We start from the raw sequence: 24,284 nt of genomic DNA, 5'->3' as shown, positions 1-24,284 counted from the left end.
AAGTGGGTTGCCAAAGGGAACGGTCCGGGTCAGTCTTGTTTCGCAACGCATTGGGGCATTCCGGCCTCCGGGCGGCTGCATTCCTCGACTTGCGGGCAGGAGCCGGGCTTCCGCCCGCCTTCCTGTGACGGTATCGGACGCGGATGACGCTTCAGACCCTGAATGACGCCCTGACCCTGACCCCCGATGACGAGGGCCGGCTTTCCGCCGTGCTGACCGGGGACTTCTCCAACGGCCCGATCAGCGCGCCGCCCGAGAAGGGCTTTCCGTTCGGCGGGTTGATGGCGGCCCTCTGCGCGCGTGCGATGCGGCAGGGCCTGGGCCTGGCGGCGCCGCTGCGCAGCCTGTCCATCCAGTATCTGGCAGCGCCCGCCTATGGCCCGCCGGTGGCCCTGACGCCCCGGTTGCTGCGGGGCGGACGAACGATCGCCTATACGGCGCTGGAAGTGCTCCAGGGAGAGCGGCTGACCCATCACGCCCAGGCGACATGGGGAGACGACGACGACAGTGCGTCCGCCGTACCCGTCCTGACCGCGCCGCCCCCGCCGCTGGACAGTCTGGACCCGCGCCGGACCCTGTCCGGGCCCATGGCGCCGCGTTTTTCCCAACACGTCGAATACCGGTTCGAAACCGGGCCGAACCTGCTGGGCGGCAAATCGGGGCCAGAGGCGGTCGAACGTCTGTGGATGCGGACAACAGACGGCGCGCCGCTGGATGAGCTGCGTCTCTGCTATCTGATGGACGCCCTCTATCCGCCGGCCTGGACAGCCGCGACCTCCCCCCTGCGGATGGCGACCGTAGACCTGCGCTACGACATCCTGGCGGATCCGTCGCCGGAGACGGCGCCCGACGGATGGGCCTTTTTCGAGTTCCGGATGCTGGACCTCGGCAAGGGCTGGACGGTGGACGACCTGACCGTCTGGGGCGCGGACGGCACGGCCCTGGCCATCGGACGCCAGCGGCGCAAGGTTGCAGCGATCCGGGCCGCCGACCGAGGCTGACATCGACCGCTTGCATCCCCGGCCGCGAGCGCCGATCTGACACCCGAACAGCAAGGATCCTGCCCATGACCGCCCATGACCCTGTCGTCATCGTCGCCTTCGCCCGCACGCCCATGGGCGGCTTTCAGGGGGCGCTGTCCGGGGTGAAGGCTACGGATCTGGGCGCCACGGCCGTCCGGGCCGCCGTCGAGCGCGCGGGCGTGCCGCCGGAGAAGGTCGACCAGATCTATATGGGCTGCGTCCTCCCCGCCGGCCTCGGCCAGGCCCCGGCGCGGCAGGCGGCCATCGGCGCAGGTCTGGGCCTGCACGTCGAGGCGACGACCGTGAACAAGATGTGCGGATCGGGCCTTCAGGCCGTGATGATGGCCGCAGATTCGATCCGCGCCGGATCGGCCGACATCATCGTCGCGGGCGGCATGGAGTCGATGACCGGCGCCCCCTATCTGATGAACAAGCATCGCGGCGGCGCCCGTATCGGCCATGACGTTATCGTCGACAGCATGATGATGGACGGACTGGAAGACGCCTATTCTCCCGGCAAGCCGATGGGCGCCTTCGCCGAGGATGCGGCCCGGTCCTACCAGTTCACCCGCGAGGCCCAGGACGCCTATGCCGTCGAGAGCCTGACCCGCGCCTCGGCCGCCATCGCCTCCGGCGCCTTCGCCGCCGAGATCACGCCTGTCGAGGTCAAGACCCGCAAGGGCGTCGAGACCGTCTCCGTCGACGAACAGCCCGGCAAGGCCATGCCCGAGAAGATCCCGACGCTGAAGCCCGCCTTTGACAGGGACGGCACGATCACGGCCGCCTCTTCCGCCTCGATCTCGGACGGCGCCGCCGCCCTGGTGTTGACGCGAGAGAGCGTGGCGCGGGCGATGCATCTGCCGGTCATCGCCCGGATCGTCGGCCACGCCGCCCACGCCCATGAGCCGGGCCTGTTCACCACCGCCCCGGTGCCGGCCATTCAGAAGGCGTTGAAGAAGGCCGGCTGGAGCGTCGAGGACGTCGATCTGTGGGAGGTCAACGAGGCCTTCGCCGTGGTGCCGATGATCGCCATGCATGACCTGGGCATCGATCACGCGAAGCTGAATGTGAACGGCGGCGCCACGGCCCTGGGCCACCCGATCGGGGCCTCGGGCGCGCGGGTGCTGGCCACCCTGCTGGGCGCCTTGCAGGCGCGGGGCGGCACGAAGGGCGTAGCGTCCCTCTGCATCGGCGGCGGCGAGGCCGTGGCCCTGGCGGTCGAGCTGGCCTGAGGTCAGTCCGGCATTCCGGTCAGCCAGCGATACTGGTTGCGGCTGCGGCGCTCCAGTTCGGTCCGCCGCTCTGACCGTTCCCGCGCAAAGGACGCCCGGATGGCGCCAAAGCTCATGGTCGAGAGAATGTGGGCGTCGAGGCGGTCGACCGTCTCGGCGCCCGGCATGGCGGACAGGAGCCGCCAGGTCGTCTCCCCCCGCGCCACGCGGGCCGCAAGCAGCCCCTCCTGAAGCTGGGCGTCGCGCCCCCCGGCGCCAAGCAGTTCCACGATCGCCAGCATGGTCGGCTCTGGCGCGCCGTCGGGCGCGAAGGTCGAGGCGGCGAAGCCGCTGGCCACCGCCCCGACGCTGACCGAACCGGCCGTGAGGCTATCGAGAGACGGCTGGCGCAACAGGTCGGCCAACAACGCCTCGAACGCGCCCCGGACCAGGGCGGCGCGGGTTGGAAAGGGTCCTGTGACGGCCGCCAGCGACACGCCGGCCTCCTTCGCGACGGCCCGATGGGTCAGGCCCCCGAGTCCCTGCCGGCCCAGAATCGCCACCGCGCCCGGAAGCAGTCCGGCGCCGCGAGGATCGGCGGGCGGTGGCGAAGACCGGTTGCGAAGGGCCTGACGCCAGCCGTCCCAGCCCGCCGACACAGACAGGTCGGCGACGCGGGAGGAAAACCTGAGGCAGGTCTCGCTGAACCAGGCCCGTTGTTCGGGATGGGTCGACCGGTGATTGTGCAGGGTCGCCATACCGTCGGCGAAGTCGGCCGCAAGACCCGCGCGATCCCCGGACAGGCCGAAGGCGTGCAGAACCCGGGCCCAGAAGGCTTCCGCCGCCTCGCACTCCTGACGGGCCAGGGCCTGACGCAGAGGCGAGCGGGCGACGTCCAGACCCAGTTCGCGCAGGACTGACCGCACCGGCGCCTCCGCGCAGGCATAGTCCTCGAGAGCGACCGTCAACCAGGCCGGGAAGGCCTCCGCGGGGGCGGTGGCCGCCAGAACGGGCGCCCAGCGCTCGCGCCAGGCTGTCGCCCGCGCATGGGCGAGGCTGAACGTCGCCGTCAGCAGCCCGTCGCTGCCGCCGAAATGGTAGTTCACGCCCGACGCCTTGACGCCCGACAACTCACCCACCGCCCGGGACGTGACGCCGTGGGCGCCCGTCTCCGTCATGAGCGCAAAGGCGGCCTCGGTCAGGCGATTCTGGGCGGCGTGGCTGGACAAGTCCCGAGAATGCTCAGGATTCCGGAACGATGACAACCAGGCGGATCAAATTTGGACAATCGTTCGAATTTGGAATCAAAAAACCTCGGTCCAGACACCGTTGTACAAATAATGCTTATTATTTCGCTACTTAATATTGGTACACGGATTTGTCGCAGGAGAGTTGCAGAAAACATACGTTCGAATTGTAGGCAAGTCCAAGGCCCGGCCCGGGCAGGGGGAACAGCCATGAACTACCGACACCTCAATCGCAGCTCGACGCTGCTGGCGGGCGCCGCCCTGTCCATCATGTCGACCGCAGCCCTGGCGACACCGGTCTCGGCCCAGACCTCCGGGTCGCCCGAGGACCCGACGGCGGTCGACGAGATCGTGGTCACCGGCTCTCCCATCGTCGGCAGCCAGGCCGCCGCGATCCGGCGCCAGCGCAACGCCGACAACATCATCAATGTCATCGCTGCGGACACCGTCGGCCAGTTTCCCGACCAGAACGCGGCCGCCGCCCTTTCGCGCCTGCCGGCCGTCGCGGTCCAGCGCGACCAGGGCCAGGAACGTTACCTCCAGATCCGCGGCGCCCCGAACCGCTGGACCAGCGTGTCCATCGACGGCATCAATGTCATCGGCGTGGATGAGGGCGGCACCCAGCGCGCCTTCCGTTTCGACGCCGTCCCGGCCGTCATCCTGAGCGCGCTCGAGGTCAACAAGTCGCTGACGCCGGACCTGTCCGCCGAGGCCATTGTGGCCCGGGTCAACCTGCGCACCTTCAGCGCCTTCGATCACCGCGGCCTGAACGTCCAGGGCGACGTCGGCGCCGGCGAGATGGTTCTGGGCGGCGGCAAGCAGGAGCAGTATTCGCTGCGCGGTTCCTGGTCCGGCGAGAAGCTGGGCGTGATCGCGGCGGTCTCCCACTATCTGCGGGACCAGACCACCGACAACCGCGAAACCACCTATGACGCGGCCGGCCTGCCGACGGTGCTGGACTTCCGCAACTACGTCCTTGAACGGGAAAGCAACGGCGGAATCCTGGGTGCGGAATACCGGATCAACGACGATCACCGGCTGTTCGCCAAAACCCTCTACACCGAGTTCAACGACAATGAGGAGCGCAACCAGTATGTGTTCCAGATCGGGTCGGCGCTGGGCGGTACGCGGACAGCAACCTCGGGCGACCTGGTCGGCGTGCCCGTCCGGGGGACGGCCAACGACGGCTACTACGCCAACAACAACTGGATCAGCACCCTGGGCGGCGACCACCGGCTGGGCGGCTGGGACGTCGAATGGCGGCTGAACTACACCGAGACCGAGAACACCACCGACCTGCCGCTGGTGCTGTCGCAACAGGCCAGTTCGGCCCAGCGCTTCGCCCTCCGCTACGATCGTTCGGATGTGAACTTCCCGATCCTCTCGCTGGCGACCCAGGTCCCGGGCGCCACACCGGGCAGTTTTGTGCGGGGCGCGGATCTGGCGGCCCTCACCCCCTCGGCCTTCTCGCTGAACCTCGTCCTGCCCCTGGCCTCGGCCGTGGAATCCAATGCCCTGATCTACAAGGCCGACGCCCGTCGCGACGTCGTCTTCGGCGGCCGCGATGTCCAGCTGGCCTTCGGCGCCCAGTATGACGACCGCGAGGTCGAGGGCTCCATTCTGAGCGGATCGGCCCCGACCGTGGTGCTCACCGCCCTGCTGCCCCGCGTCGGCCGCAGCTTCACCTATGCCGACTATCTGACCGACCGTCGCTGGGACACCGGCTTCGCCAGCGGCCTGAACCTGTTCTATCTCGACAACAAGGCGATGCGCCGTGACGTCGAGGCAGGGCTGGATGCGCTGGGCGCGGCAGGCCTTTACAACCCCGCCAACAACATCAGCCCCGCCGATCGCTACACGATCAACGAAAAACTGCTGGCGGCCTATGGCTCGGCCAGGGTCCAGTTCGGGCCCGCCCAGGTCGTGGCCGGCCTGCGGGTCGAGCGCCTGGACCAGGACATCGACGGCTTCCTCCGTGTCGGGACGACCAACACCCCGCTGTCGGTCTCCAATGAGGACACCGACCTCTTCCCCAGCGTGAACCTGAAGGTCGACGTCAATGAGGACGTGGTCTTCCGACTGGCCTTCGCCACCGGCATTTCACGTCCCTCCTTCGGCACCATCCGCGCCGGCGCCGCCGTCAACGACATCTCGCGCACCATTTCCGGCGGCAATCCGACGCTGGAGCCGGAACGCACCCGGGGCGGCGACGTCTCTCTGGAACGCTATCTGCCGGGCCAGGGCGTCGTCTCGATCGGCGGCTTCTATCGCCAGGTCGACAACGTCCTGTACGACGCCAGCGCCCCGGTCACCGGAGACCTGTATGACGTCGCCGGCATTGATCGCACGGGCTATGTCTTCACCTCGACCCGCAACGGCGACGAGGGCCGGCTGTACGGGCTGGAACTGGCCTATTCGCAACAGTTCGTCTTCCTGCCCGGCTGGCTCTCGGGCTTCGGCTTCCAGGGCAACGTCACCCTGCTGGACGGCGAGTTCGAAACCGGAGACGGCCGTACCGCCGACTTCCCCGGCACGTCCAGGACCATCACCAACACCTCGATCTACTATGAGGACTTCGGCCTGTCGGCCCGGCTCAGCTATCAGTGGCGCGACGACTGGATCGACACCCTGAACAGCCTGGGCAGCGGCGAATACCGCAAGGGCTATGAAAGCCTGGACCTGTCGCTGCGCTATGCGGTCAACGACAACCTGTCGGTGTTCCTGGACGGCAACAACCTGACCGACGAGGTCTATATCGCCTATGAGGGCGATCTGGATCATCCCAGCGAGGTCGAACAGATCGGCCAGCGCTGGATGGCCGGCGTCCGGTTCAACTTCTGATGACCGCCCTTCCCCCATCCAGCCGGAGACTGACCGTGAATCGCATGTTCATCGCGGCTGCCGTCGCCCTCAGCCTGTCCTGTACCGGTCTGGCCGGCCAGGTCGCCGCACAGGTCCCCGCCCCGACCGGCGACAGCGCCGTCCTGGCTCCCCGCATCGTGCCGCTGGAAGGCGTACAGAATTTCCGCGACATCGGCGGCTATCGCACCACGGATGGCCGTCGGGTGAAATGGGGCCTGATCTTCCGTTCGGCGGAGCTGTCGCACCTGACCCCTGACGATCTGATCAAGGTCGCCGGACTGAACATCGAGAGCGTTCATGACCTGCGGTCGGTCGAGGAACGCCAGGCCGAGCCGACCGCCTGGACCGGGCCGGACGCCCCGCGCGTCGTGGCCCATGACTATGTGATGGACATGTCGGGCATGGGCGCGCTGTTCCGCGGAGCCCTCACCGCCGAGCGGGCGCGCGACGCCTTCGCCGCCATGTATCCGGGGATGCTGGAGATGCAGCGTCCCCAAGAAACCGCCCTGTTCGAGGACCTGCTGGAGGGCGAGGGCGCGACCTTGTACCACTGCACGGCGGGCAAGGACCGCACCGGCCTGGCCACGGCCCTGATCCTCTCGGCCCTGGGCGTGCCGCGCGAAACCATCCTTTATGACTATGAGCTGTCCAACCGCCATTTCACCGGCGGGGTCGGGGCGCGTGACGGCGAGGCCAATCAGGCGAACGCCGCCTTCGCCCAACTGCCGCCCGAGGTGATCGCCGTCTTCATGGGCGTGGACGCCCGCTATCTGCGCACCGTGTTCGACCAGATCGACAGCCAGTACGGATCGGTCGAGGCCTATCTGGACCAGAAGCTGGGCGTCGACGCAGCCGATCTCGCTCGGCTTCGCAGTCTCTACACCGAATAGACGCCCGGCGGCCGGCTTCAGATCGACTGGACGATCTTCTCGATCCGGGCGGCGACGGCGTTCAGGGCCTCGGCCACGCCGTCCGGCGCGGCCGGATGCAGGGCCGGCGGCGCAGGGGCGGGCTCGCCGCTCTGGAGCGCCAGCCGGGCCTCATGCAGTTGGTCGGCCAGCAGCAGGGCCGCCATCAGGAACAGCTTCAGGTCGCCGACCTGGCCTACGTCCTCGGCGACCGACCGCACGTGGGCGTCAATTTCCTTGGACAGGATGCGCACCCGCTCCTCCTGACCATCGGCGCAACCCACGGAATAGGGACGGCCGTTTACGTCCACAGTGACGGTGGCCATCAGTCTTCCCCATCCTCGGCATCGAGGTCGTCGCGATCGTCGACTTCGGGTTCGGCTTCGTCGCCATCCTCTCGAAGCATGGCGGCGCGCAGCTCCTCGATGGCGCGGCCAAGCGCATGGGAGGCGTCCTTCCCTGCCGCCTCCAGTTCGGCGATCCGACCCTGAAGTCCCGCCCCGGACACGCCGTCCACGGACGGAATCGCGAACAGGTCGTCGTCGTCCAGCGGACGCGCCGTCGCCGGCCGCGCCTTGAGGTCGTTCACCTTGCGCTCCAGCGCCGCCAGCGCCCGATCAATGCGGGCCCGTGCGGCCGTCGTGGCGTCTGCCATCCGTATTCCTCCAGATTTCATATAGAACCCGCCCGCGCGCCGGGGTAAAGCGGCGCCGCGCCATTTCAACATCTTCCGCCCCGAGGCCCCCCTTCATGACCGTCGCCAAGTCCGATTCCGCCAAGGCCCCCGTCAAGCCCGGCGTCAGGCAGATGGCCGATGCGATCCGCGTCCTGGCCATGGATGGCGTGGAGAAGGCGAAGAGCGGCCACCCCGGCATGCCGATGGGTATGGCCGATGTGGCGACGGTGCTGTTCTCGAAATTCCTCAAGTTTGATGCGTCGCGTCCCGACTGGGCCGACCGCGACCGCTTCATCCTGTCGGCGGGCCACGGCTCGATGCTGATCTACGCCCTGCTGCACCTGACCGGATACAAGGCCGCGACCAAGGAAGAACTGTCGAACTTCCGCCAGTGGGGCTCCAGGACCGCCGGCCACCCCGAATACGGCCACATGCCCGGCGTCGAGGTCACCACCGGCCCCCTGGGTCAGGGCCTGGCGACCTCCATCGGCTTCGCCCTGGCCGAGCGTCACCTCGCGGCCAAATACGGCGAGGACCTGGTCGATCACCGCACCTGGGTCATCGCCGGGGACGGCTGTCTGATGGAAGGCGTGTCGCAGGAGGCCATCGCCCTGGCCGGCCGCTACCAGTTGAGCAAGCTGACTGTCCTGTGGGACGACAACGAGATCACCATCGACGGCAAGGTGTCCCTGTCCGACGCCACCGACCAGAAGGGCCGCTTCAAGGCCGCCGGCTGGGCGGTCAAGGCCATCGACGGCCACGACGCCGACGCCATCAAGGCCGCGTTGAAATGGGCCACGAAACAGGACCGCCCGACCCTGATCGCCTGCAAGACCAGGATCGGTCGCGGCGCCGCGACCATGGAGGGCAGCCACAAGACCCACGGCGCCGCCCTGGGCGCCGCCGAGGTCGCCGCCACCCGGCTTGGCCTGTCGTGGACGCACGAGCCTTTCGAGATGCCGGAGACGATCCTGTCGGCCTGGCGCAAGGTCGGGCGTCGCGGCGCCAGGGACCGCAAGGCCTGGGAAGCCCGTCTCGCCGCCTCGAAGCAGGCGACCGACTTCACCCGCGCCATGAAGGGCGACCTGCCCGAGGGCGCCTTCGACGCCCTGAACGCCAGGATCGCCGAACTGATCGAGACCCGGCCGGCCCAGGCCACGCGCCAGTCGTCAGGTGCGGCGCTCGACCAGCTGTTCGCCGCCATCCCCGAGCTGGTCGGCGGCTCGGCCGACCTGACCGGTTCGAACAACACCTTCGTCGCCGGCACCCCCATCCTGGACGCGCCGTCCTATGAAGGCCGCTACGTCAACTGGGGCATCCGCGAGTTCGGCATGGCCGCGGCCATGAACGGCCTGGCCTTGCACGGCGGGATCATCCCCTACGGCGGCACCTTCATGGTCTTCTCGGACTACAGCCGCCCGGCCATCCGTCTGGGCGCCCTGATGGGGGTCCGCGCCATCCACGTCCTGACCCACGACTCCATCGGCCTGGGCGAGGACGGCCCCACCCACCAGCCGGTCGAACACCTGGCCGCCCTGCGCGCCATCCCCAACCTGCTGGTCTTCCGCCCCGCCGACACGGTCGAGGCCATGGAATGCTGGAAGATCGCGCTGGAGACCCGGACCTCGCCCTCGGCCATGGCCCTGTCGCGCCAGAAGACCCCGGCCGTCCGCACCGTCGCCTCGACCGAGAACCTCTCGGCCAAGGGCGCCTACGAGATCAAGCCCGCGTCGGCCGAGGCCAAGGCCACCCTGTTCGGCACCGGCACGGAACTGGCCCTGGCCCTGAAGGCCGCCGAAACCCTCGAGGCCGAAGGCGTCCCGACCCGCGTCGTCTCCGTCCCCTGTTTCGAACTGTTCGAACAACAGGACGCCGCCTACCGCGCCTCGGTCATCGGCCGCGGCACGATCCGCGTCGCCGTCGAGGCCGCCATCAAACAGGGCTGGGAAGGCTTCATCGGCGAGGACGGCGCCTTCATCGGCATGACCGGCTTCGGCGCCTCCGCCCCCGCCGAAGTCCTCTACGACAAGTTCGGCATCACCGCCGACGCGGTGGTCGCGGCGGTCAAGGCGCGGCTGTAGTCTTCGTCATCCTCCGGCAAGCCGCGAAGCGGCGCAGACCGGGGGACCCAGCGGCGCGCGAGAGCGCGAACCTGTCGCGCACGCTGGCCGTTGGTCTTGTTGAACCATTTCGCCTTCGGCGCCGCTGGGTCCCCCGGTCTCGCTGCGCTCGCCGGAGGATGACGAAAGGAACACGTCGATGAAACTCGGCACCCCCCTCTCCGACACCGCCGTCCGCGTCATGCTTCTCGGCTCGGGCGAACTGGGCAAGGAGGTCGCCATCGAGCTTCAGCGGCTGGGTGTCGAGGTGATCGCCGTCGATCGCTATCCCAACGCCCCCGCCATGCAGGTCGCCCACCGCAGCCACGTCATCCCGATGACCGACCCCCAGGTCCTGAACGGCGTCATCCTGGCCGAGGCCCCGCACATCATCGTGCCCGAGATCGAGGCCATCGCCACCGAGGTCCTGGCCGATATCGAGGCCGCCGGCCTGGCCGTGGTCATCCCCACCGCCCGCGCCGTCCAGCTGACCATGAACCGCGAGGGCATCCGCCGCCTGGCCGCCGAGGAACTGGGCCTGCCCACCAGCCCCTACGCCTTCGCGGGTTCGGCCGAGGAACTGGCCGCCGGCGCCGAGACCGTCGGCTACCCCTGTTTCGTCAAGCCGGTCATGTCCTCATCCGGCAAGGGGCAATCCTTCGTCGAAAGCCCCGATGAAATCGCCGACGCCTGGACCTATGCGCAGGACAGCGGCCGGGTCGCCGGCGCCCGCGTCATCGTCGAGGGCCGCATCGACTTCGATTTCGAGATCACGCTTCTGACCGTCCGCTCGCGCGCAGCCGACGGCTCGACCCGCAGGGACTTCTGCGCCCCCATCGGCCACCGCCAGGTCAAGGGCGACTATGTCGAGAGCTGGCAGCCCCAGGCCATGACCCCCGCCGCCCTCGCCGCCTCGCAAGACATCGCCGGCAAGGTCACGGACGCCCTGGGCGGTCTCGGCGTCTTCGGCGTCGAACTGTTCGTCAAGGGCGACCAGGTCTGGTTCTCGGAAGTGTCGCCCCGACCGCACGATACGGGACTGGTGACCCTGGTCAGCCAGAGCCAGAGCGAGTTCGCCCTGCACGCCCGCGCCATTCTCGGCCTGCCCGTCGACGTAAGTCAGGGCGAACCCTCGGCCAGCGCCGTCATCTATGGCGGCATGGACGCACAGGGGATTGCCTTTGAGGGCGTCGCCGAGGCCTTGTCCGTGCCGACTGCCGAGCTGCGGCTGTTCGGCAAGCCCGAGGCTTTTGAGCGCCGCCGGATGGGCGTGGCCCTGGCGCGCGGCGCAACGGTGGAAGAGGCCCGCGATCGCGCCCTCGACGCCTCAGGGCGCGTCCGGCCCGTTCGCAGTTAGGAGGCCTGCGGCTCCGCCGGTCGAGGACGGCGACGCCTGCAAGGCCAGGATCGCCGCATCCAGGGCCACGTCGCGGCCGATTCGACGATCCTCCGCGGTGGCGATGGCCGGGATATCGGGGGTGACGCCGCGCTTCTCCAGCCGGATTCCGCCGGCGGTGACGAAGTCGGCGCGGCTGAGCGTCAGACGGCCGCCGTCCGGCAAGGGTGCGTCCTGCGAGATCAGCACGGCCCCCGGGGTCTTTTCACCGACGACGATGGCGCGACCGGCTTCCTGAAGCGCCGCCGGGGTCAGTTCAGCGGCGCTGCGGCTGGCGCCGTCAACCAGAATCGCCAGGGCGTTGGGCGCGGGCGTCTTCAGATCGCCGCACCCCGGGCGGATCGTCATGGGGACGGGGCGGCCCGAGCGGGTGGTGCGCACCGCCCATCTGGACCGGTCCGGCAGGAAACAGGACAGGACGGCGTCGGCCTCCCGCAGCAGGCCGCCGGGGTTGGCCCTCAGATCGACGATGACCTCGGTCTCCGGAGACACCTCTGACAGGCGATCGCCCATCCAGTCGCCGAGGCCGGGCTCGAACCCCTCGACGCGCAGCACCAGCACGCCCGGCCGCGTGGCGTCGGCGGCGAACACCGGCGACGGCTCCATGATGCGCGGCACAACGGTCAAGGGCCGGACGACATCCGCCTCGTCGATAAAATCGAGGGTCAGGGCCTGGCCGTCGACCAGCACATGGTCCAGACTCCAGCCGTTCGGGGTCGTCTTCAGCCGCCAGCCGACCTCGACGCCCGCCGCCTCCGCCGGCGACCCGGCGCGGACGCGCTCTATCCGGTATTCGCCCTCCGTTTCGGCGTGGAGGGTCACGCCCAGAACCGCCCGGCGCGAGCGCGCCTCCTGCTGGCGGCGGACCATGGCCGGCGACAGGGCCCGGGCATGGCTGTCGTCGAGCAGACCCAGCATCCGGTCGAGGACGCGATACAGGCCGGCATCGTCAGCGGCGGCCAGGGCCTCGGGCCGGTGGACGTGGCGGGCGGCGGCCCAGTCCACACCGTGCAGTTGCGGGTCATAGTAGGCCCGCCGGACCTCCTCCCATACGCGGTCGAAGACGCGCTGGTTCATCTGTCGGCGGGCGGCCGGGATGTCGACGACGGCGGTTGGGGCGGTCACAGGGGCGGCGGCGGCCATTGCCGGGTCCGCCCGCGCCGGTCCCGGCTCCGCGACGCCGAGAATGACAAGGACAAGCGCGCCCGAGGCGGCCCGCCGGAACGCCTCGACCCAGCGGCTGCGGGGCGGAAGGGTGCAGGGTGTGGAGGCGTAACCCGGGACGGACATCAACCGCATAGTAGCGGAGTGGCGGCCGCACTCCAGCCCCAGCCTCCCTGAAGCGCGGTCCGGATCAGTCGCGGTCGCGCTCCACCCGGCGGGTGAAGACGTGAACATCGGCGCCCGGGCCATGTTCGCCGGCCTCGAGAGCGCCGGATCCGTCCTTGTCCATGCGACGGAAGGCGTCACGCAGCGGCGCCGTGAATTCCTCCTGCGAGACCTTGCCGTCCCCGTCCGTGTCGAGGTCGCCGGGACCGTCTCCCTCCGGTCCGGCGCCAAGGGCCAGAATGGCCGGCGGTCCGCCTTCGCCGCCGGGGCGACGAAGGGCGAAGTTCATAACCCCGCCAGGACCGCCCGGGCCATGACCGGCCATGAAGCCTGGCCCGCCGGGTCCTCCAAGGATCAGCCGCGCCGTCCTGCGGCCCTCATCCAGCTCATCCGTCGAGATGCGGCCATCGCCGTCCCTGTCCAGAATGCGAAAGGCCTCCTGGCTCGGACCGACATACTCCTCGCGGGATATGAAGCCGTCGCCGTCCCTGTCGAGGCGGGGCGGACCGACAGGAGGGCCGTCGGCCGATCCGCCCCGGGGACCGCCGAACTGGACGATCCGCACGTCGCGCCGGACCTGCGACGACGAGGGTGCGGCAGACGGCGTGGCCTGTCCGGACAGGACGGCGGCGAGGGTAAGGGCGACGATCATGCATTGTCCTCCGGGTTGTTTGTCGTCGCCCTCTTTCCATACGGGCCTTGCACCGGTGTTTCATGCGACCCCGCGATTGTTTCAGGCCTGAAATGACGGCGACGCGCGCTTGCGCCATAGGGCGATCATGACCCTCGATATCTCCGCCCGCATTCTGGTCGTCGACGATGATCCCGGCATTCGCGAGGTGCTGTGCGACTACCTCGGACAGCATGGCTATCAAGCCGCCGGCGCGGCCTCGGCCGCCGAGATGGATCGCGCGCTGGCGGCGGCGAGCATCGATCTGATCGTGCTGGACCTGATGATGCCCGGAGAGGACGGACTGTCGGTCGTGCGTCGTCTCGGCCGGACCGGGCCGCCGATCGTCATGCTGAGCGCCATGGGCGAGGATACCGACCGGATCGTCGGCCTTGAACTCGGCGCCGACGACTATCTGGCCAAGCCCTGTAATCCGCGAGAACTGCTGGCGCGGGTGCGCGCCGTGTTGCGACGCCCGCGCGAGGAGGGGCAGAACAGTTCATCCCCGACCCTGACGTTCGCGGGCTGGCGACTGGATCTCGTCCGGCGGGAACTGACGCGGCCGGACGGCGTGCAGGTCGGGTTGTCGAGCGGAGAGTTCGGCCTGTTGCGCGCCCTGGCCGAACGCGCCGGACGCATCCTGACCCGCGACCAGTTGCTGGAAGCGGCCCGCGGCTCGGACGCCGATGTCTTCGACCGCGCCATGGACGTACAGATCAGCCGCCTCAGAAAGAAGCTGGACGACGGGTCGGGACTGGAGATGATCCAGACGGTGCGCGGCGAGGGCTATATGTTCGACGCAAAGGTCACGCGCCGGTGAGCGCCTCCGGCTCAGCGGATCGCCCCGGAGGTCTGTCGTCCATGCCGGTCCTCGCGTCGGTCGCGGCGCTCGCCGCCCTGGCGGTGGTGATGACCCTGGCTGTGACCTTCCTGGTGGTGCTTCTGGCGCCCGAGCCCCGGCCCGCAGGCTACAGTCTGAGGGCTGCGGCCGAGGCCCTGCAAGGCCGGCCGGCCGAGACCAGCGACGGCCGCCCGCTGGTTCGCCGCGTTGCCGATACGCCGGTCGGCGTTCCGGCGGGGCAACAGACGGATCCGCTGGCTATCGCCCTCAGGACGGGGCTGGCGCAGAGGCTGGGGGTCGATCCCGGCGCAGTGCGCGTCCGCATCGACCGGCGACGCCCGCCCGGTTTCCGCCGGAGTCGGCGGGGACCGCCCCCGGGCATGGAGGGCGGCGTCCGGGATCCGGCCGGACCGTCTGCGACCGGCCGGGCCGATTTCGTCGTGATCCGGAGGCGCGATGATGGAGGGCGCGCGGCCGAATGGCGGCTGGAGGGCCGCGCCCCGCCGAACGGCCCGCCGCGCATCGTCGTGGCCGATACCGGTTCAACGGATGGGGGCAGCGCCCTGCTGACGGAAACGACGACACGCCAGTTCACCCTGCTGGCCGACCGGGTGACCTTCGACCCCTTTTCCGCCTCGCTTCGTCTCGCCAACGGCGACTGGGCGACGGTGGAGCCGCCGCGCGACCTGATCGCGCCGTGGCAGATGGGCATCCTGGTGTCGATGCTGCTGTCGATGCTGATCCTGGCGCCGATCGTCTGGCTTCTGGCGCAGCGGATCACCCGGCCGATCCGGGCCTTTGCCGATGCAGCAAAGCGGCTGGGCGCCGACCCCGAGGCGGATCCCCTGCCCGCGCGCGGCCCCTCCGAAGTGCGCACGGCCATCAGCGCCTTCAACGAAATGCAGGACGCGATCCGGGGCCATATCCGCAAGCGCACCCAGACGGTAGCCGCCATCGCCCATGACCTGCGCACCCCCCTGACGCGCCTGCGATTCCGGGCCGAACAGGCCCCTGCGGCCCTGCGCGACCGGATGGCGGACGACATCGAGGAGATGGACGCCCTGATCAGTCAGGCCATGGCCTATGTGCGCGGGGAACGGCCGCCCGAAAGGCTGGATGCTCTGGACCTGACGGCCCTGACCCAGGCCTGCGCCGCCGGGTTTGCCGAGACCGGCGAACCTGTCAGCTTCAAGGGACGGGTACGGCTGGACGTCGTCGGCGATCCGGCGGCCCTGAAGCGGGCCGTGGCCAATCTGATCGAGAATGCGGTGAAGTTCGGCGGCGCCGCCCGGGTCTCCACCGGCATCGTCGACGGACTGGCGACGGTCACGGTCGAGGACGACGGGCCGGGTCTGGCCGGGACGGAGCTCGAGGCCGTGCTGGAGCCCTTCGTGCGCGGCGAGCAGTCCCGCAATCGCGAGACGGGCGGCGCGGGTCTGGGTCTGGCCGTGGCCCGACAGGCGGCCCGCGCCTCGGGCGGTGATGTCGTGCTGTCCAACCGGCCCGAGGGCGGCCTGCGCGCCCGGCTGGGCCTGCCGCTGGCCCGTCGGGGTTAAGAGTGACGGTCGCTGCGGGTGACACAGTCGATCACCCGTTGTTACAACGTCGGGGTTGATCCGGAGGCGGCGGCGTTCCATTGAGACGCGCAACGAGAACACGCTGTTTCAGGAGAGCCCGCCCATGACCGTTCGCGTCGCCATCAATGGTTTCGGCCGTATCGGCCGCCTTGTCCTTCGTTCGATCGTCGAGCACGGCCGCACGGATATCGAGGTGGTGGCGATCAACGACCTGGGCCCGGTGGAGACCAACGCCCACCTGTTCCGTTATGACTCGGTGCACGGCCGCTTCCCCGGCACGGTGACGACGGGCGAGGACTGGATCGACGTCGGCACGGGCAAGATCAAGGTCACGGCCGAGCGCGACCCGGCCAACCTGCCCCACGCAGAGCTGAAGGTCGACATCGCCTTCGAATGCACGGGCATCTTCACCTCGAAGGACAAGGCGAGCGCCCACCTGAAGGCCGGCGCAAAACGCGTGCTGGTCTCGGCCCCCGCCGACAACGCCGACAAGACCATCGTCTACAAGGTCAACCACGAGACCCTGACCGCCGACGACATCATCGTCTCCAACGGCAGTTGCACGACCAACGCCCTGGCCCCCGTCGCCAAGGTCCTGCACGACCTGTTCGGCATCGAGCGCGGCTATATGACCACCATCCACTCCTACACCGGCGACCAGCCGACGCTGGATACGATGCACAAGGATCTGTACCGCGCCCGCGCCGCCGGCCTGTCGATGATCCCGACCTCGACCGGCGCCGCCAAGGCCCTGGGACTGGTTCTGCCGGCACTGAAGGGCAAGCTGGACGGCTCCTCGATCCGCGTCCCGACCCCCAACGTCTCGGTCGTGGACCTGAAGGTTGTCGCCGGTCGCGAAGTCACCGTCGAGGAAATCAACGTCGCGCTGCAGGCCGCCGCCGACGGCCCGATGAAGGGCGTGCTGGCTGTGACCACCGAGCCGCTGGTGTCGCACGACCTCAACCACATCGCCGCCTCGTCCACCGCCGCCCTGCCCCAGACCCAGGTCGTTGACGGGAAACTGGCCCGCGTCCTGACCTGGTACGACAACGAATGGGGCTTCGCCACGCGGATGAGCGACACGGCGATGGTGATGGCGAAACTGATGTAGAGGCTTGTTCCCTCTCCCGTGGGGAGAGGGCTTGAGCGCCCGAGAGCGAAGCGATCGGTTGCGCGAAAGGGTGAGGGGTTTCCCTCTCACCGGCTCGCACCGTAACCCCTCACCCTTTCGGTTTGCGGATCGCTCTCGCTCTCCGAACCTCAAGCCCTCTCCCTATGGGAGAGGGCACCGGAGATACAGATGACCTTCCGCACCCTCGACGACGCCGGCCCTCTCGCGGGAAAGACCGCCCTCGTGCGCGTGGACTTCAATGTGCCGATGGAGGACGGAAAGGTCACCGACGACACCCGTCTCCGCGTCGCCATCCCGACCATCAACAAGCTGCGCGACGCCGGCGCAAAGGTCGCCCTGCTGGCCCACTTCGACCGGCCAAAGGGCAAGGTCGTGCCGTCGATGAGCCTGAAGCCCGTCGTCGATGACCTCGAACATCTGCTGGGCGCCCCCGTCCGTTTCGCCGACGACTGCATCGGTGACGAGGCCAAGGCCGCCATCGCCGACCTGGATGCCGGCGGCGTGGTCCTGCTGGAAAACGTCCGCTTCCACGCCGGGGAGGAGGCCAACGACCCGGTCTTCGCCCGGAAACTGGCCGATCTCGGCGACCTCTATGTCAATGACGCCTTCTCGGCCGCCCACCGCGCCCATGCCTCAACCGAAGGGGTGGCCCATCATCTTCCCGCCTATGCCGGGGAATCGATGCGACGTGAGCTGGAGGCCCTGGATGCGGCCCTGGGCCATCCGCAGAAGCCGGTCATCGGCATCGTCGGCGGGGCCAAGGTCTCGACCAAGCTGGACCTGCTGAAGAACCTCGTCGGCCAGCTCGACCGGCTCGCCATCGGCGGCGGCATGGCCAACACCTTCCTGTTCGCCCAAGGGGTCGACATCGGCGGCTCCCTGGCCGAGCGGGACATGGCCGACACGGCGCAGGAGATCCTCGCCGAGGCCGGGGCGAAAGGCTGCGAAATCCTCCTGCCGGTCGACTTCGTCGTCGCCACCGAGGTCAAGCCCGGCGCCGCCTCTCGTTCCGTCGTGGCGGGTCAGCCCCTGTCGGCCGACGACAAGATCCTTGACGCCGGGCCGGCCACGGTCGCCCGTCTGCTGGAGGCCCTTACGGCGTCGAAGACCCTGATCTGGAACGGCCCCCTCGGCGTGTTCGAGGTGCCGCCGTTCGACGCGGCCACCGTCGCCGTGGCGCATCATGCCGCCGCCCTCGCCAGGGCCGGGGTGCTGGTCGCGGTCGGCGGCGGCGGCGACACGGTCTCGGCCCTGAACCATGCCGGCGTGGTCGAGGACATGACCTTTGTCTCCACCGCCGGCGGCGCCTTCCTGGAGTGGATGGAGGGCAAGCCCCTGCCGGGGGTCGAGGCCTTGAAAGCCTGATCTAGCCTCGCGTCCGCCCGCCGTTTTCGACGTTCGAGCAGTCGGAAGAGGCGCCAGTGGCGACGCTGCCGCAACGCGGGGCGCAACGGTCGGACCGACGACACAGATCGTCCGTGTCGCCAAGGTCGATCGACGAACAGGCGCCGAGCGCGGACAGGGCAAAAATCACGAGGAAGCGCTGCATTGGACGGCCTTGGATTGGGGAATCACACGAACCGTGTCGCCGCGCTGACGCCGCTGCGCGCCCATCCGTTTCTGACGCCGGCTGTGACATCAAGCCTGTAACATGACGTGACTTTGACCGGCCGCTCGTCTAAAGCCATCCGCAAAAGACAATCGGTTCAGGGGACTACACATGGCGCGCATCACGCTGCGACAGTTGCTCGATCACGCGGCAGAGAACGACTACGGACTGCCCGCCTACAATATCAACAATATGGAACAGGGTCTGGCGATCATGGAGGCGGCCGAGGCCGTCAATGCGCCGGTGATCATCCAGGCCTCGCGCGGCGCGCGGAACTACGCCAATGACATCGTCCTGGCCAAGCTGATCGACGCCCTGGCCGAACTGTATCCGCATATCCCGGTCTGCATGCACCAGGACCACGGCAACGGCCCGGCCACCTGCGCCACCGCCATCCAGTACGGCTTCACCTCGGTGATGATGGACGGGTCGCTGGAGGAGGACGCCAAGACCCCGGCCAGCTATGAATACAATGTCGAGGTCACCCGCCGCGTCACCGAAATGGCCCACGCCTGCGGCGTCTCCGTCGAGGGCGAACTGGGCGTGCTGGGCAGCCTGGAAACCGGCATGGGCGAGGCCGAGGATGGCCACGGCTTCGAAGGCAAGCTGGACCACTCGCAGCTGCTGACCGATCCCGATCAGGCCGTCGATTTTGTGCGGGCCACCCGGGTCGACGCCCTGGCTATCGCCATGGGCACCTCGCACGGCGCCTACAAATTCTCGAAGAAGCCGGATGGCGAGGTTCTGGCCATGAACGTCATTGAGGAAATCCACCGCCGCCTGCCGGACACCCATCTGGTCATGCACGGCTCGTCCTCGGTGCCTCAGGACCTGCAGGACATCATCAACCAGTACGGCGGCGAAATGCCCCAGACCTGGGGCGTGCCGGTCGAGGAAATCCTGCGCGGCATCAAGCACGGCGTGCGCAAGGTCAATATCGACACGGACAACCGCATGGCCATCACCGGCGCCATCCGTAAGGCCCTGATGGAGAACCCCCGGGAGTTCGATCCCCGCGCCTATCTGAAGCCCGCCAAGGAGGCCATGCGGAAGTTGTGCCAGGAACGCTATCAGCAGTTCGGCTGCGAAGGCCAGGCATCGAAGATCCGTCCCCTCTCCACCGCCCAGATGGCCAGACGCTATGCCTCGGGCGAACTGAATCCGCATTTCGGCCAGGCCTGATCCGGATCACCCGACACGCCCCTGTCGCTTGGCCGACAAACGCCCTAGGTCTGGCGCATGAGCGACGAGCCGGACATCGAGGATACGGACGACGAGGCGGGCGACCGCCTCGTCGTTTGCGTGTCAGCGGGCCTTGTCGGCATGCGGCTTGACAAGGCGCTGGCCGAGGTCGCGCCGGCCCTCTCGCGCGCCCGCATCCAGGCCCTGATCGAGGCCGGGGCGGTCACGCGCGATGGCCAGCCGGTCACGTCGAAATCGAGAGCCCTGATCGGCGGCTACGGGATCGCCGTGCCGCCGGTCGTCTCCGCCACGCCCCTGCCGCAGGCCATCCCCCTGACCGTTCTCTATGAGGACGCGGAGTTGATCGTGATCGACAAGGCCGCCGGCATGGCCGCCCACCCGGCCCCGGGCACGCCCGACGGCACCCTGGTCAATGCGCTTCTGGCCCACTGCGGCGACAGCCTGTCGGGCATCGGCGGGGTGGCCCGCCCCGGCATCGTCCACCGGCTGGACAAGGACACCTCCGGCGTCATGGTCGCCGCCAAGACCGACCGCGCCCATGCCGGCCTCTCGGCCCTGTTCGCGACCCACGACATCGAGCGCACCTATATCGCCTTGACGCGGGGGTCGCCGGCGCCCGAGCGGGGCCGGATCGAGACGCGCATCGGCCGATCCTCGTCCGACCGCAAGAAGATGGCGGTGCTGAAGGCCGGCGGGCGTGAAGCCGTCACCGACTATGTGGTCCAGCGCGTCTTCGGCACGCCCGCAAAGGCCGGCGCCGCGCCATTGGCCGCCCGCGTCGCCTGTACGCTGGAGACTGGCCGCACTCACCAGATCCGCGTGCACATGGCGTCCAGGGGGTCACCAATCCTCGGCGACGCGGTCTATGGCTCGGGCAGCCCGTCGGCCTCAGTGCGCGCCGCCCTTGTCCAGGCCGGACTGACGCGTCAGGCCCTTCACGCCTCGGTGCTCGGTTTCGTCCACCCCGTCACCCGCGAGCCCCTGCGCTTCGAAACCGCCCTGCCCCCCGACATGCAGGCGCTCGAAGTCCTCCTTGCCGAGCTCTGAGGCCATCAGGAGCGTGGTGCGACAAACAGGCGCTCCGGACGAGTAAGTCTTGAAACAGGACTGACCATGTGGCATACGCCTGCCGGCCGGTGCAAGTGGCGCCGAGGGCACGGTCACGCTTTCGTGCGACCCGCCGTCCCTAAAAAAGTCGGCAACTCATGGCTACTTGTTCGGTTGAGGGGACAGGCGACGGCGCACATTCGGTGGCCGCCGCCGAAGCGCCCGCTCGTATGATCGGTCGGAGGGACCATATGGCTGCCAACAATACGCTTGCGGTAATGTCGCCTGAACAGGGGCTGTCGCGTTATCTGACGGAAATCCGCAAGTTTCCGATGCTGACCAAGGATGAGGAATTCATGCTGGCCAAGCGTTGGTCCGAGCATGAAGATCCGGAAGCGGCGCATCGGCTCGTCACCTCGCACCTTCGCCTCGTGGCCAAGATCGCCATGGGCTATCGCGGCTACGGCCTGCCGATCGGGGAAGTGATCTCCGAAGGCAATGTCGGCCTGATGCAGGCGGTCAAGAAATTCGACCCGGACAAGGGCTTCCGTCTGGCCACCTACGCCATGTGGTGGATTCGCGCCTCGATCCAGGAGTACATCCTGCGCAGCTGGTCGCTCGTGAAGATGGGCACCACCGCCGCCCAGAAGAAGCTGTTCTTCAACCTCCGAAAGGCCAAGAGCCAGATCTCGGCCTTTGAGGAAGGCGATCTGCACCCCGAACACCTCTCGGCCATCGCCACCAAGCTGGGCGTGTCCGAGGAGGAGGTCACCAATATGAACCGCCGCCTCGGCGGCGACGCCTCGCTGAACGCGCCGATGCGCGTTGACGGAGAGAGCGAATGGCAGGACTGGCTGTCGGATGACACGGCCGTCTCACAGGAAACCCGCCTGGCCGACGACGAGGAGAAGTCGCTGCGCATGGGCCTGCTCCAGGAGGCCATGGCGGAGCTGACGGATCGCGAGAAACACATCCTGACCGAGCGCCGACTCAAGGACGATCCGGTCACTCTTGAGGAATTGGCCGGCCAGTATGGCGTGTCGCGCGAGCGGGTGCGTCAGATCGAGGTCCGGGCCTTCGAAAAGCTCCAGAAGGCCATGCGGGCCGCTGCGGAAGAGCGCAACCTGGTTGACGCCTGAGACTGGGGCCGCTTGCCGGACCGAAACGGCGACGCGTGTTCGCGCCGGGTCAGCTGGCGCGCGCGAGGGGTTCGGTCACGGGATCGGCCATAGCCAGCAGGGCGTTGACGGGCTCCACCAACAGGTGGCGCGTGACCCTCTCCAGCGATAGGCAGTTCAGAAGCCGTGTGGCGGCCGCCGCCATCTCGGCATTTGAGGTCCTGCCGCCCAGCGCCTTCAGCGTCTCGGCCTGACGGATTGCAGATCGGACCGCTTGCGGCGGATCGTTGTCGAACTGGGCCAGGGCCGAGGCCAGAATCCTCAGCGCCTGATCCTTGATTTCGGCCGGCCCGTCGGGCGACTGATCCTGTTTGCGCTTCTTGGGCCCGCTGTACTCGCCCGAGTTGAACCGACGCCGGTCCGGTCCGATATAGGCAACGCCTTCAATCCAGTTGCGCGGCTTCAGGGCGACGTTTTCCACCCGACGAAACAGATCGGCCGAGGTAAAGGGCTTGCGCAGAAATTCATGGATGCCAACGTCGCGGGCGCCGATGATGCTGCTGGCCGTAGCCTCGGCCGTCACCATGATGATCGGCACTCTGCGGCAGGCCAGGGTGGACTTGCGGATCCGGCGGGCCAAAGCCTCGCCGTTCAGGCTGGCGCCCGCCCTTTCGGTGAAGACCAGACCGGGCTCGACGTCGTGGACCGCCTGGTAGGCGCGGTTTCCATCGCCCTCGATTACCACCTCGCGCGCGCCGACGCCCTTCAGCAGGTCGCCAAGCAGCTTGGCTGACGCTGTGTTCGGATCTGCGATCACGACCCGATGAACGGTCGGAGCGATCCGCTGAAGCGTTTTGGCGTCTGCTGCGAACAATTGGGGCCCCCGTTTGAGGCTCCACCCTGTCACATCGGGAGTTAAAGTCGGGCTAAGCGCCGGGCGCCGGCCCTCATTTCCGGCGCCTTTCCGCCGGCCCTAGCCGAGAAACGGATCCCGGACCATGATGGTGTCGTCCCGTTCCGGGCTGGTGGACAGCAGGGCCACCGGCGCCCCGGTCAACTCCTCGATCCGCCGCACATATTTGATGGCGTTGGCGTTCAGATCGCGGAAGCTGCGGGCCGAAACCGTGCTCTCGCTCCAGCCCTCCATCTCCTCGAAGATCGGCCGCGCCGCCGCCTGGTCCTTCAGGCTGGACGGCAGATAGTCGAAAACGCGGTCGCCGATCTGGTAGCCGACACAGATCTTCAACGTCTTCAGGCCGTCCAGAACATCCAGCTTGGTCAGGGCGATGCCGTCGATGCCATTGATCGCCACCGACTGGCGCACCAGCACGGCGTCAAACCAGCCGCAGCGCCGCGCCCGGCCGGTATTGACCCCGACCTCGCGGCCGACGGTCGCCAGATGCTCGCCGATTTCATCGAACAGCTCGCAGGCGAACGGGCCTTCACCCACGCGGGTGGTATAGGCTTTCACGATGCCCAGCACATAGCCCGGCCCCTTGGGCCCCATGCCCGACCCCGCCGCCGCCTGCCCGGCCACGGTGTTGGAGGAGGTCACATAGGGATAGGTGCCATGGTCCACGTCCAGAAACGCGCCCTGGGCCCCCTCGAACAGAACCCGCTTGCCATCGCGCTTGGCCTGATCCAGCACCCGCCAGGCCGGCTGGACATAGGGCAGTATGCGCGGCGCGACCTCCAGCAGCTGCGCCAGCAGGGCGTCCGGGTCGATCGGCTCAAGCCCCAGACCCGCTCGCAGCGGATCATGGTGCGCCCGCAGACGGTCGATCTTGACCTTCAGGTCGTCTTCATTGGCCAGGTCGCAGACGCGGATCGCTCGACGCCCGACCTTGTCTTCATAGGCCGGACCGATGCCCCGACCCGTGGTCCCGATGCGGGCGCCCGGCGCGCTCGCCGCCGCCTCGCGCGCCACGTCCAGCGCCGGATGGATGGGAAGGATCAGACAGGCGTTGTCGGCCACGATCAATACCTCGGGCGTGATGTTCACGCCCTGGGCCTCGATCTTCTCGATCTCTCCGATCAGATGCCAGGGATCAACCACCACGCCATTGCCGATGATCGAGGGCTTGCCCTGCACCACGCCGCTCGGCAGGAGGGCGAGCTTGTAGACCTTGCCGTCCACGACCAGGGTGTGGCCGGCGTTATGGCCGCCCTGGAACCGCACGACCATATCCGCCCGGTTTGACAGCCAGTCGACAATCTTGCCCTTGCCCTCGTCGCCCCACTGGGCGCCGACCACCGCTACGTTCGCCAAGATCGTCTCTCCGCATATTGCGGGCGCAGCCTATAGACGGGGAATCATCCGGTGTCGTCCTGTTGCGC

At 68.4% G+C, this 24,284-nt stretch carries 20 protein-coding genes; 13 read left to right on the top strand and 7 right to left on the bottom strand.

From position 1 onward, the window contains the following. The first annotated feature begins 143 nt into the window (after positions 1-143). Together ACW17W_RS04335 and ACW17W_RS04330 are read left to right on the top strand one after the other, a co-directional pair. Positions 144-1,001 carry an acyl-CoA thioesterase gene (locus ACW17W_RS04335; protein ID WP_492079513.1) on the top strand — a complete coding sequence of 286 codons (858 nt, stop codon included), beginning with the start codon at positions 144-146 and terminating at the stop codon, positions 999-1,001. Between the two features lie 65 nt (positions 1,002-1,066). Then, the gene (locus tag ACW17W_RS04330; protein WP_492079512.1) at positions 1,067-2,254 is read left to right on the top strand and encodes a thiolase family protein; all 1,188 of its coding nucleotides are present in this window, start codon (positions 1,067-1,069) and stop codon (positions 2,252-2,254) included. Positions 2,255-2,256: 2 nt separating this feature from the next. Here the strand turns inward: ACW17W_RS04330 and ACW17W_RS04325 are convergent, their stop codons facing one another. Beyond that, a complete protein-coding gene (locus tag ACW17W_RS04325; RefSeq protein ID WP_492079511.1) occupies positions 2,257-3,462 on the bottom strand; it encodes a TetR/AcrR family transcriptional regulator in 1,206 nt (401 codons plus the stop codon). 228 nt (positions 3,463-3,690) lie between these two features. Here ACW17W_RS04325 and ACW17W_RS04320 point away from each other — a divergent pair, with 228 nt between their 5' ends. Both ACW17W_RS04320 and ACW17W_RS04315 read left to right on the top strand, forming a co-directional pair. Next, entirely contained in the window at positions 3,691-6,321 is a 2,631-nt protein-coding gene (locus tag ACW17W_RS04320; RefSeq protein ID WP_492079510.1) for a TonB-dependent receptor, read from the top strand. Between the two features lie 44 nt (positions 6,322-6,365). Further along, positions 6,366-7,232: a tyrosine-protein phosphatase gene (locus tag ACW17W_RS04315; RefSeq protein ID WP_492080255.1), complete on the top strand. Its 867-nt coding sequence runs from the start codon at positions 6,366-6,368 to the stop codon at positions 7,230-7,232. A 17-nt stretch (positions 7,233-7,249) separates the two neighbouring features. Here the strand turns inward: ACW17W_RS04315 and zapA are convergent, their stop codons facing one another. Together zapA and ACW17W_RS04305 are read right to left on the bottom strand one after the other, a co-directional pair. Further along, entirely contained in the window at positions 7,250-7,576 is a 327-nt protein-coding gene (zapA, locus tag ACW17W_RS04310) for a cell division protein ZapA (RefSeq protein ID WP_492079509.1), read from the bottom strand. Continuing rightward, positions 7,576-7,905, bottom strand: a complete 330-nt coding sequence (locus ACW17W_RS04305; RefSeq protein ID WP_492079508.1) for a hypothetical protein — start codon at positions 7,903-7,905, stop codon at positions 7,576-7,578. Before ACW17W_RS04305 ends, zapA begins: the two co-directional genes overlap by 1 nt. Positions 7,906-8,057: 152 nt before the next feature. On the opposite strand from ACW17W_RS04305, the gene tkt reads away from it, so the two are divergent. Both tkt and purT read left to right on the top strand, forming a co-directional pair. Next, positions 8,058-10,007 carry a transketolase gene (gene tkt / locus ACW17W_RS04300; protein ID WP_492080254.1) on the top strand — a complete coding sequence of 650 codons (1,950 nt, stop codon included), beginning with the start codon at positions 8,058-8,060 and terminating at the stop codon, positions 10,005-10,007. A gap of 178 nt (positions 10,008-10,185) precedes the next feature. Then, a complete protein-coding gene (purT, locus tag ACW17W_RS04295; protein ID WP_492079507.1) occupies positions 10,186-11,382 on the top strand; it encodes a formate-dependent phosphoribosylglycinamide formyltransferase in 1,197 nt (398 codons plus the stop codon). On the opposite strand, the gene ACW17W_RS04290 is transcribed toward purT, so the two are convergent. Together ACW17W_RS04290 and ACW17W_RS04285 are read right to left on the bottom strand one after the other, a co-directional pair. Further along, complete coding sequence (locus ACW17W_RS04290; protein ID WP_492079506.1) at positions 11,353-12,711, bottom strand: S41 family peptidase; 1,359 nt, start codon at positions 12,709-12,711, stop codon at positions 11,353-11,355. The genes purT and ACW17W_RS04290 overlap by 30 nt on opposite strands. A gap of 64 nt (positions 12,712-12,775) precedes the next feature. Further along, a complete protein-coding gene (locus tag ACW17W_RS04285) occupies positions 12,776-13,402 on the bottom strand; it encodes an EF-hand domain-containing protein (RefSeq protein ID WP_492079505.1) in 627 nt (208 codons plus the stop codon). 127 nt (positions 13,403-13,529) lie between these two features. On the opposite strand from ACW17W_RS04285, the gene ACW17W_RS04280 reads away from it, so the two are divergent. From ACW17W_RS04280 to rpoH, 7 genes are all read left to right on the top strand, one after another. Further along, entirely contained in the window at positions 13,530-14,240 is a 711-nt protein-coding gene (locus ACW17W_RS04280; RefSeq protein ID WP_492079504.1) for a response regulator, read from the top strand. Positions 14,241-14,281: 41 nt separating this feature from the next. Beyond that, positions 14,282-15,817, top strand: coding sequence for an ATP-binding protein (locus tag ACW17W_RS04275; RefSeq protein WP_492079503.1), 1,536 nt, complete (start codon positions 14,282-14,284; stop codon positions 15,815-15,817). Between the two features lie 124 nt (positions 15,818-15,941). Then, positions 15,942-16,949 carry a type I glyceraldehyde-3-phosphate dehydrogenase gene (gene gap / locus ACW17W_RS04270; protein WP_492079502.1) on the top strand — a complete coding sequence of 336 codons (1,008 nt, stop codon included), beginning with the start codon at positions 15,942-15,944 and terminating at the stop codon, positions 16,947-16,949. A gap of 189 nt (positions 16,950-17,138) precedes the next feature. Further along, positions 17,139-18,335: a phosphoglycerate kinase gene (locus tag ACW17W_RS04265; RefSeq protein WP_492079501.1), complete on the top strand. Its 1,197-nt coding sequence runs from the start codon at positions 17,139-17,141 to the stop codon at positions 18,333-18,335. Positions 18,336-18,690: 355 nt separating this feature from the next. Continuing rightward, entirely contained in the window at positions 18,691-19,761 is a 1,071-nt protein-coding gene (gene fba, locus ACW17W_RS04260) for a class II fructose-bisphosphate aldolase (RefSeq protein ID WP_492079500.1), read from the top strand. A 57-nt stretch (positions 19,762-19,818) separates the two neighbouring features. Further along, the gene (locus ACW17W_RS04255; protein ID WP_492079499.1) at positions 19,819-20,829 is read left to right on the top strand and encodes an RluA family pseudouridine synthase; all 1,011 of its coding nucleotides are present in this window, start codon (positions 19,819-19,821) and stop codon (positions 20,827-20,829) included. A 251-nt stretch (positions 20,830-21,080) separates the two neighbouring features. After that, entirely contained in the window at positions 21,081-21,968 is an 888-nt protein-coding gene (gene rpoH, locus ACW17W_RS04250; protein WP_492079498.1) for an RNA polymerase sigma factor RpoH, read from the top strand. A gap of 49 nt (positions 21,969-22,017) precedes the next feature. On the opposite strand, the gene ACW17W_RS04245 is transcribed toward rpoH, so the two are convergent. Further along, the gene (locus tag ACW17W_RS04245; protein ID WP_492079497.1) at positions 22,018-22,764 is read right to left on the bottom strand and encodes a response regulator; all 747 of its coding nucleotides are present in this window, start codon (positions 22,762-22,764) and stop codon (positions 22,018-22,020) included. 156 nt (positions 22,765-22,920) lie between these two features. Next, the gene (locus ACW17W_RS04240; protein ID WP_492079496.1) at positions 22,921-24,216 is read right to left on the bottom strand and encodes an adenylosuccinate synthase; all 1,296 of its coding nucleotides are present in this window, start codon (positions 24,214-24,216) and stop codon (positions 22,921-22,923) included. Positions 24,217-24,284 lie beyond the last annotated feature (68 nt).

It is taken from the genome of Brevundimonas sp. FV1ye29L, from assembly GCF_058681095.1.
This window is presented reverse-complemented; position numbering and strand designations above follow the sequence as displayed.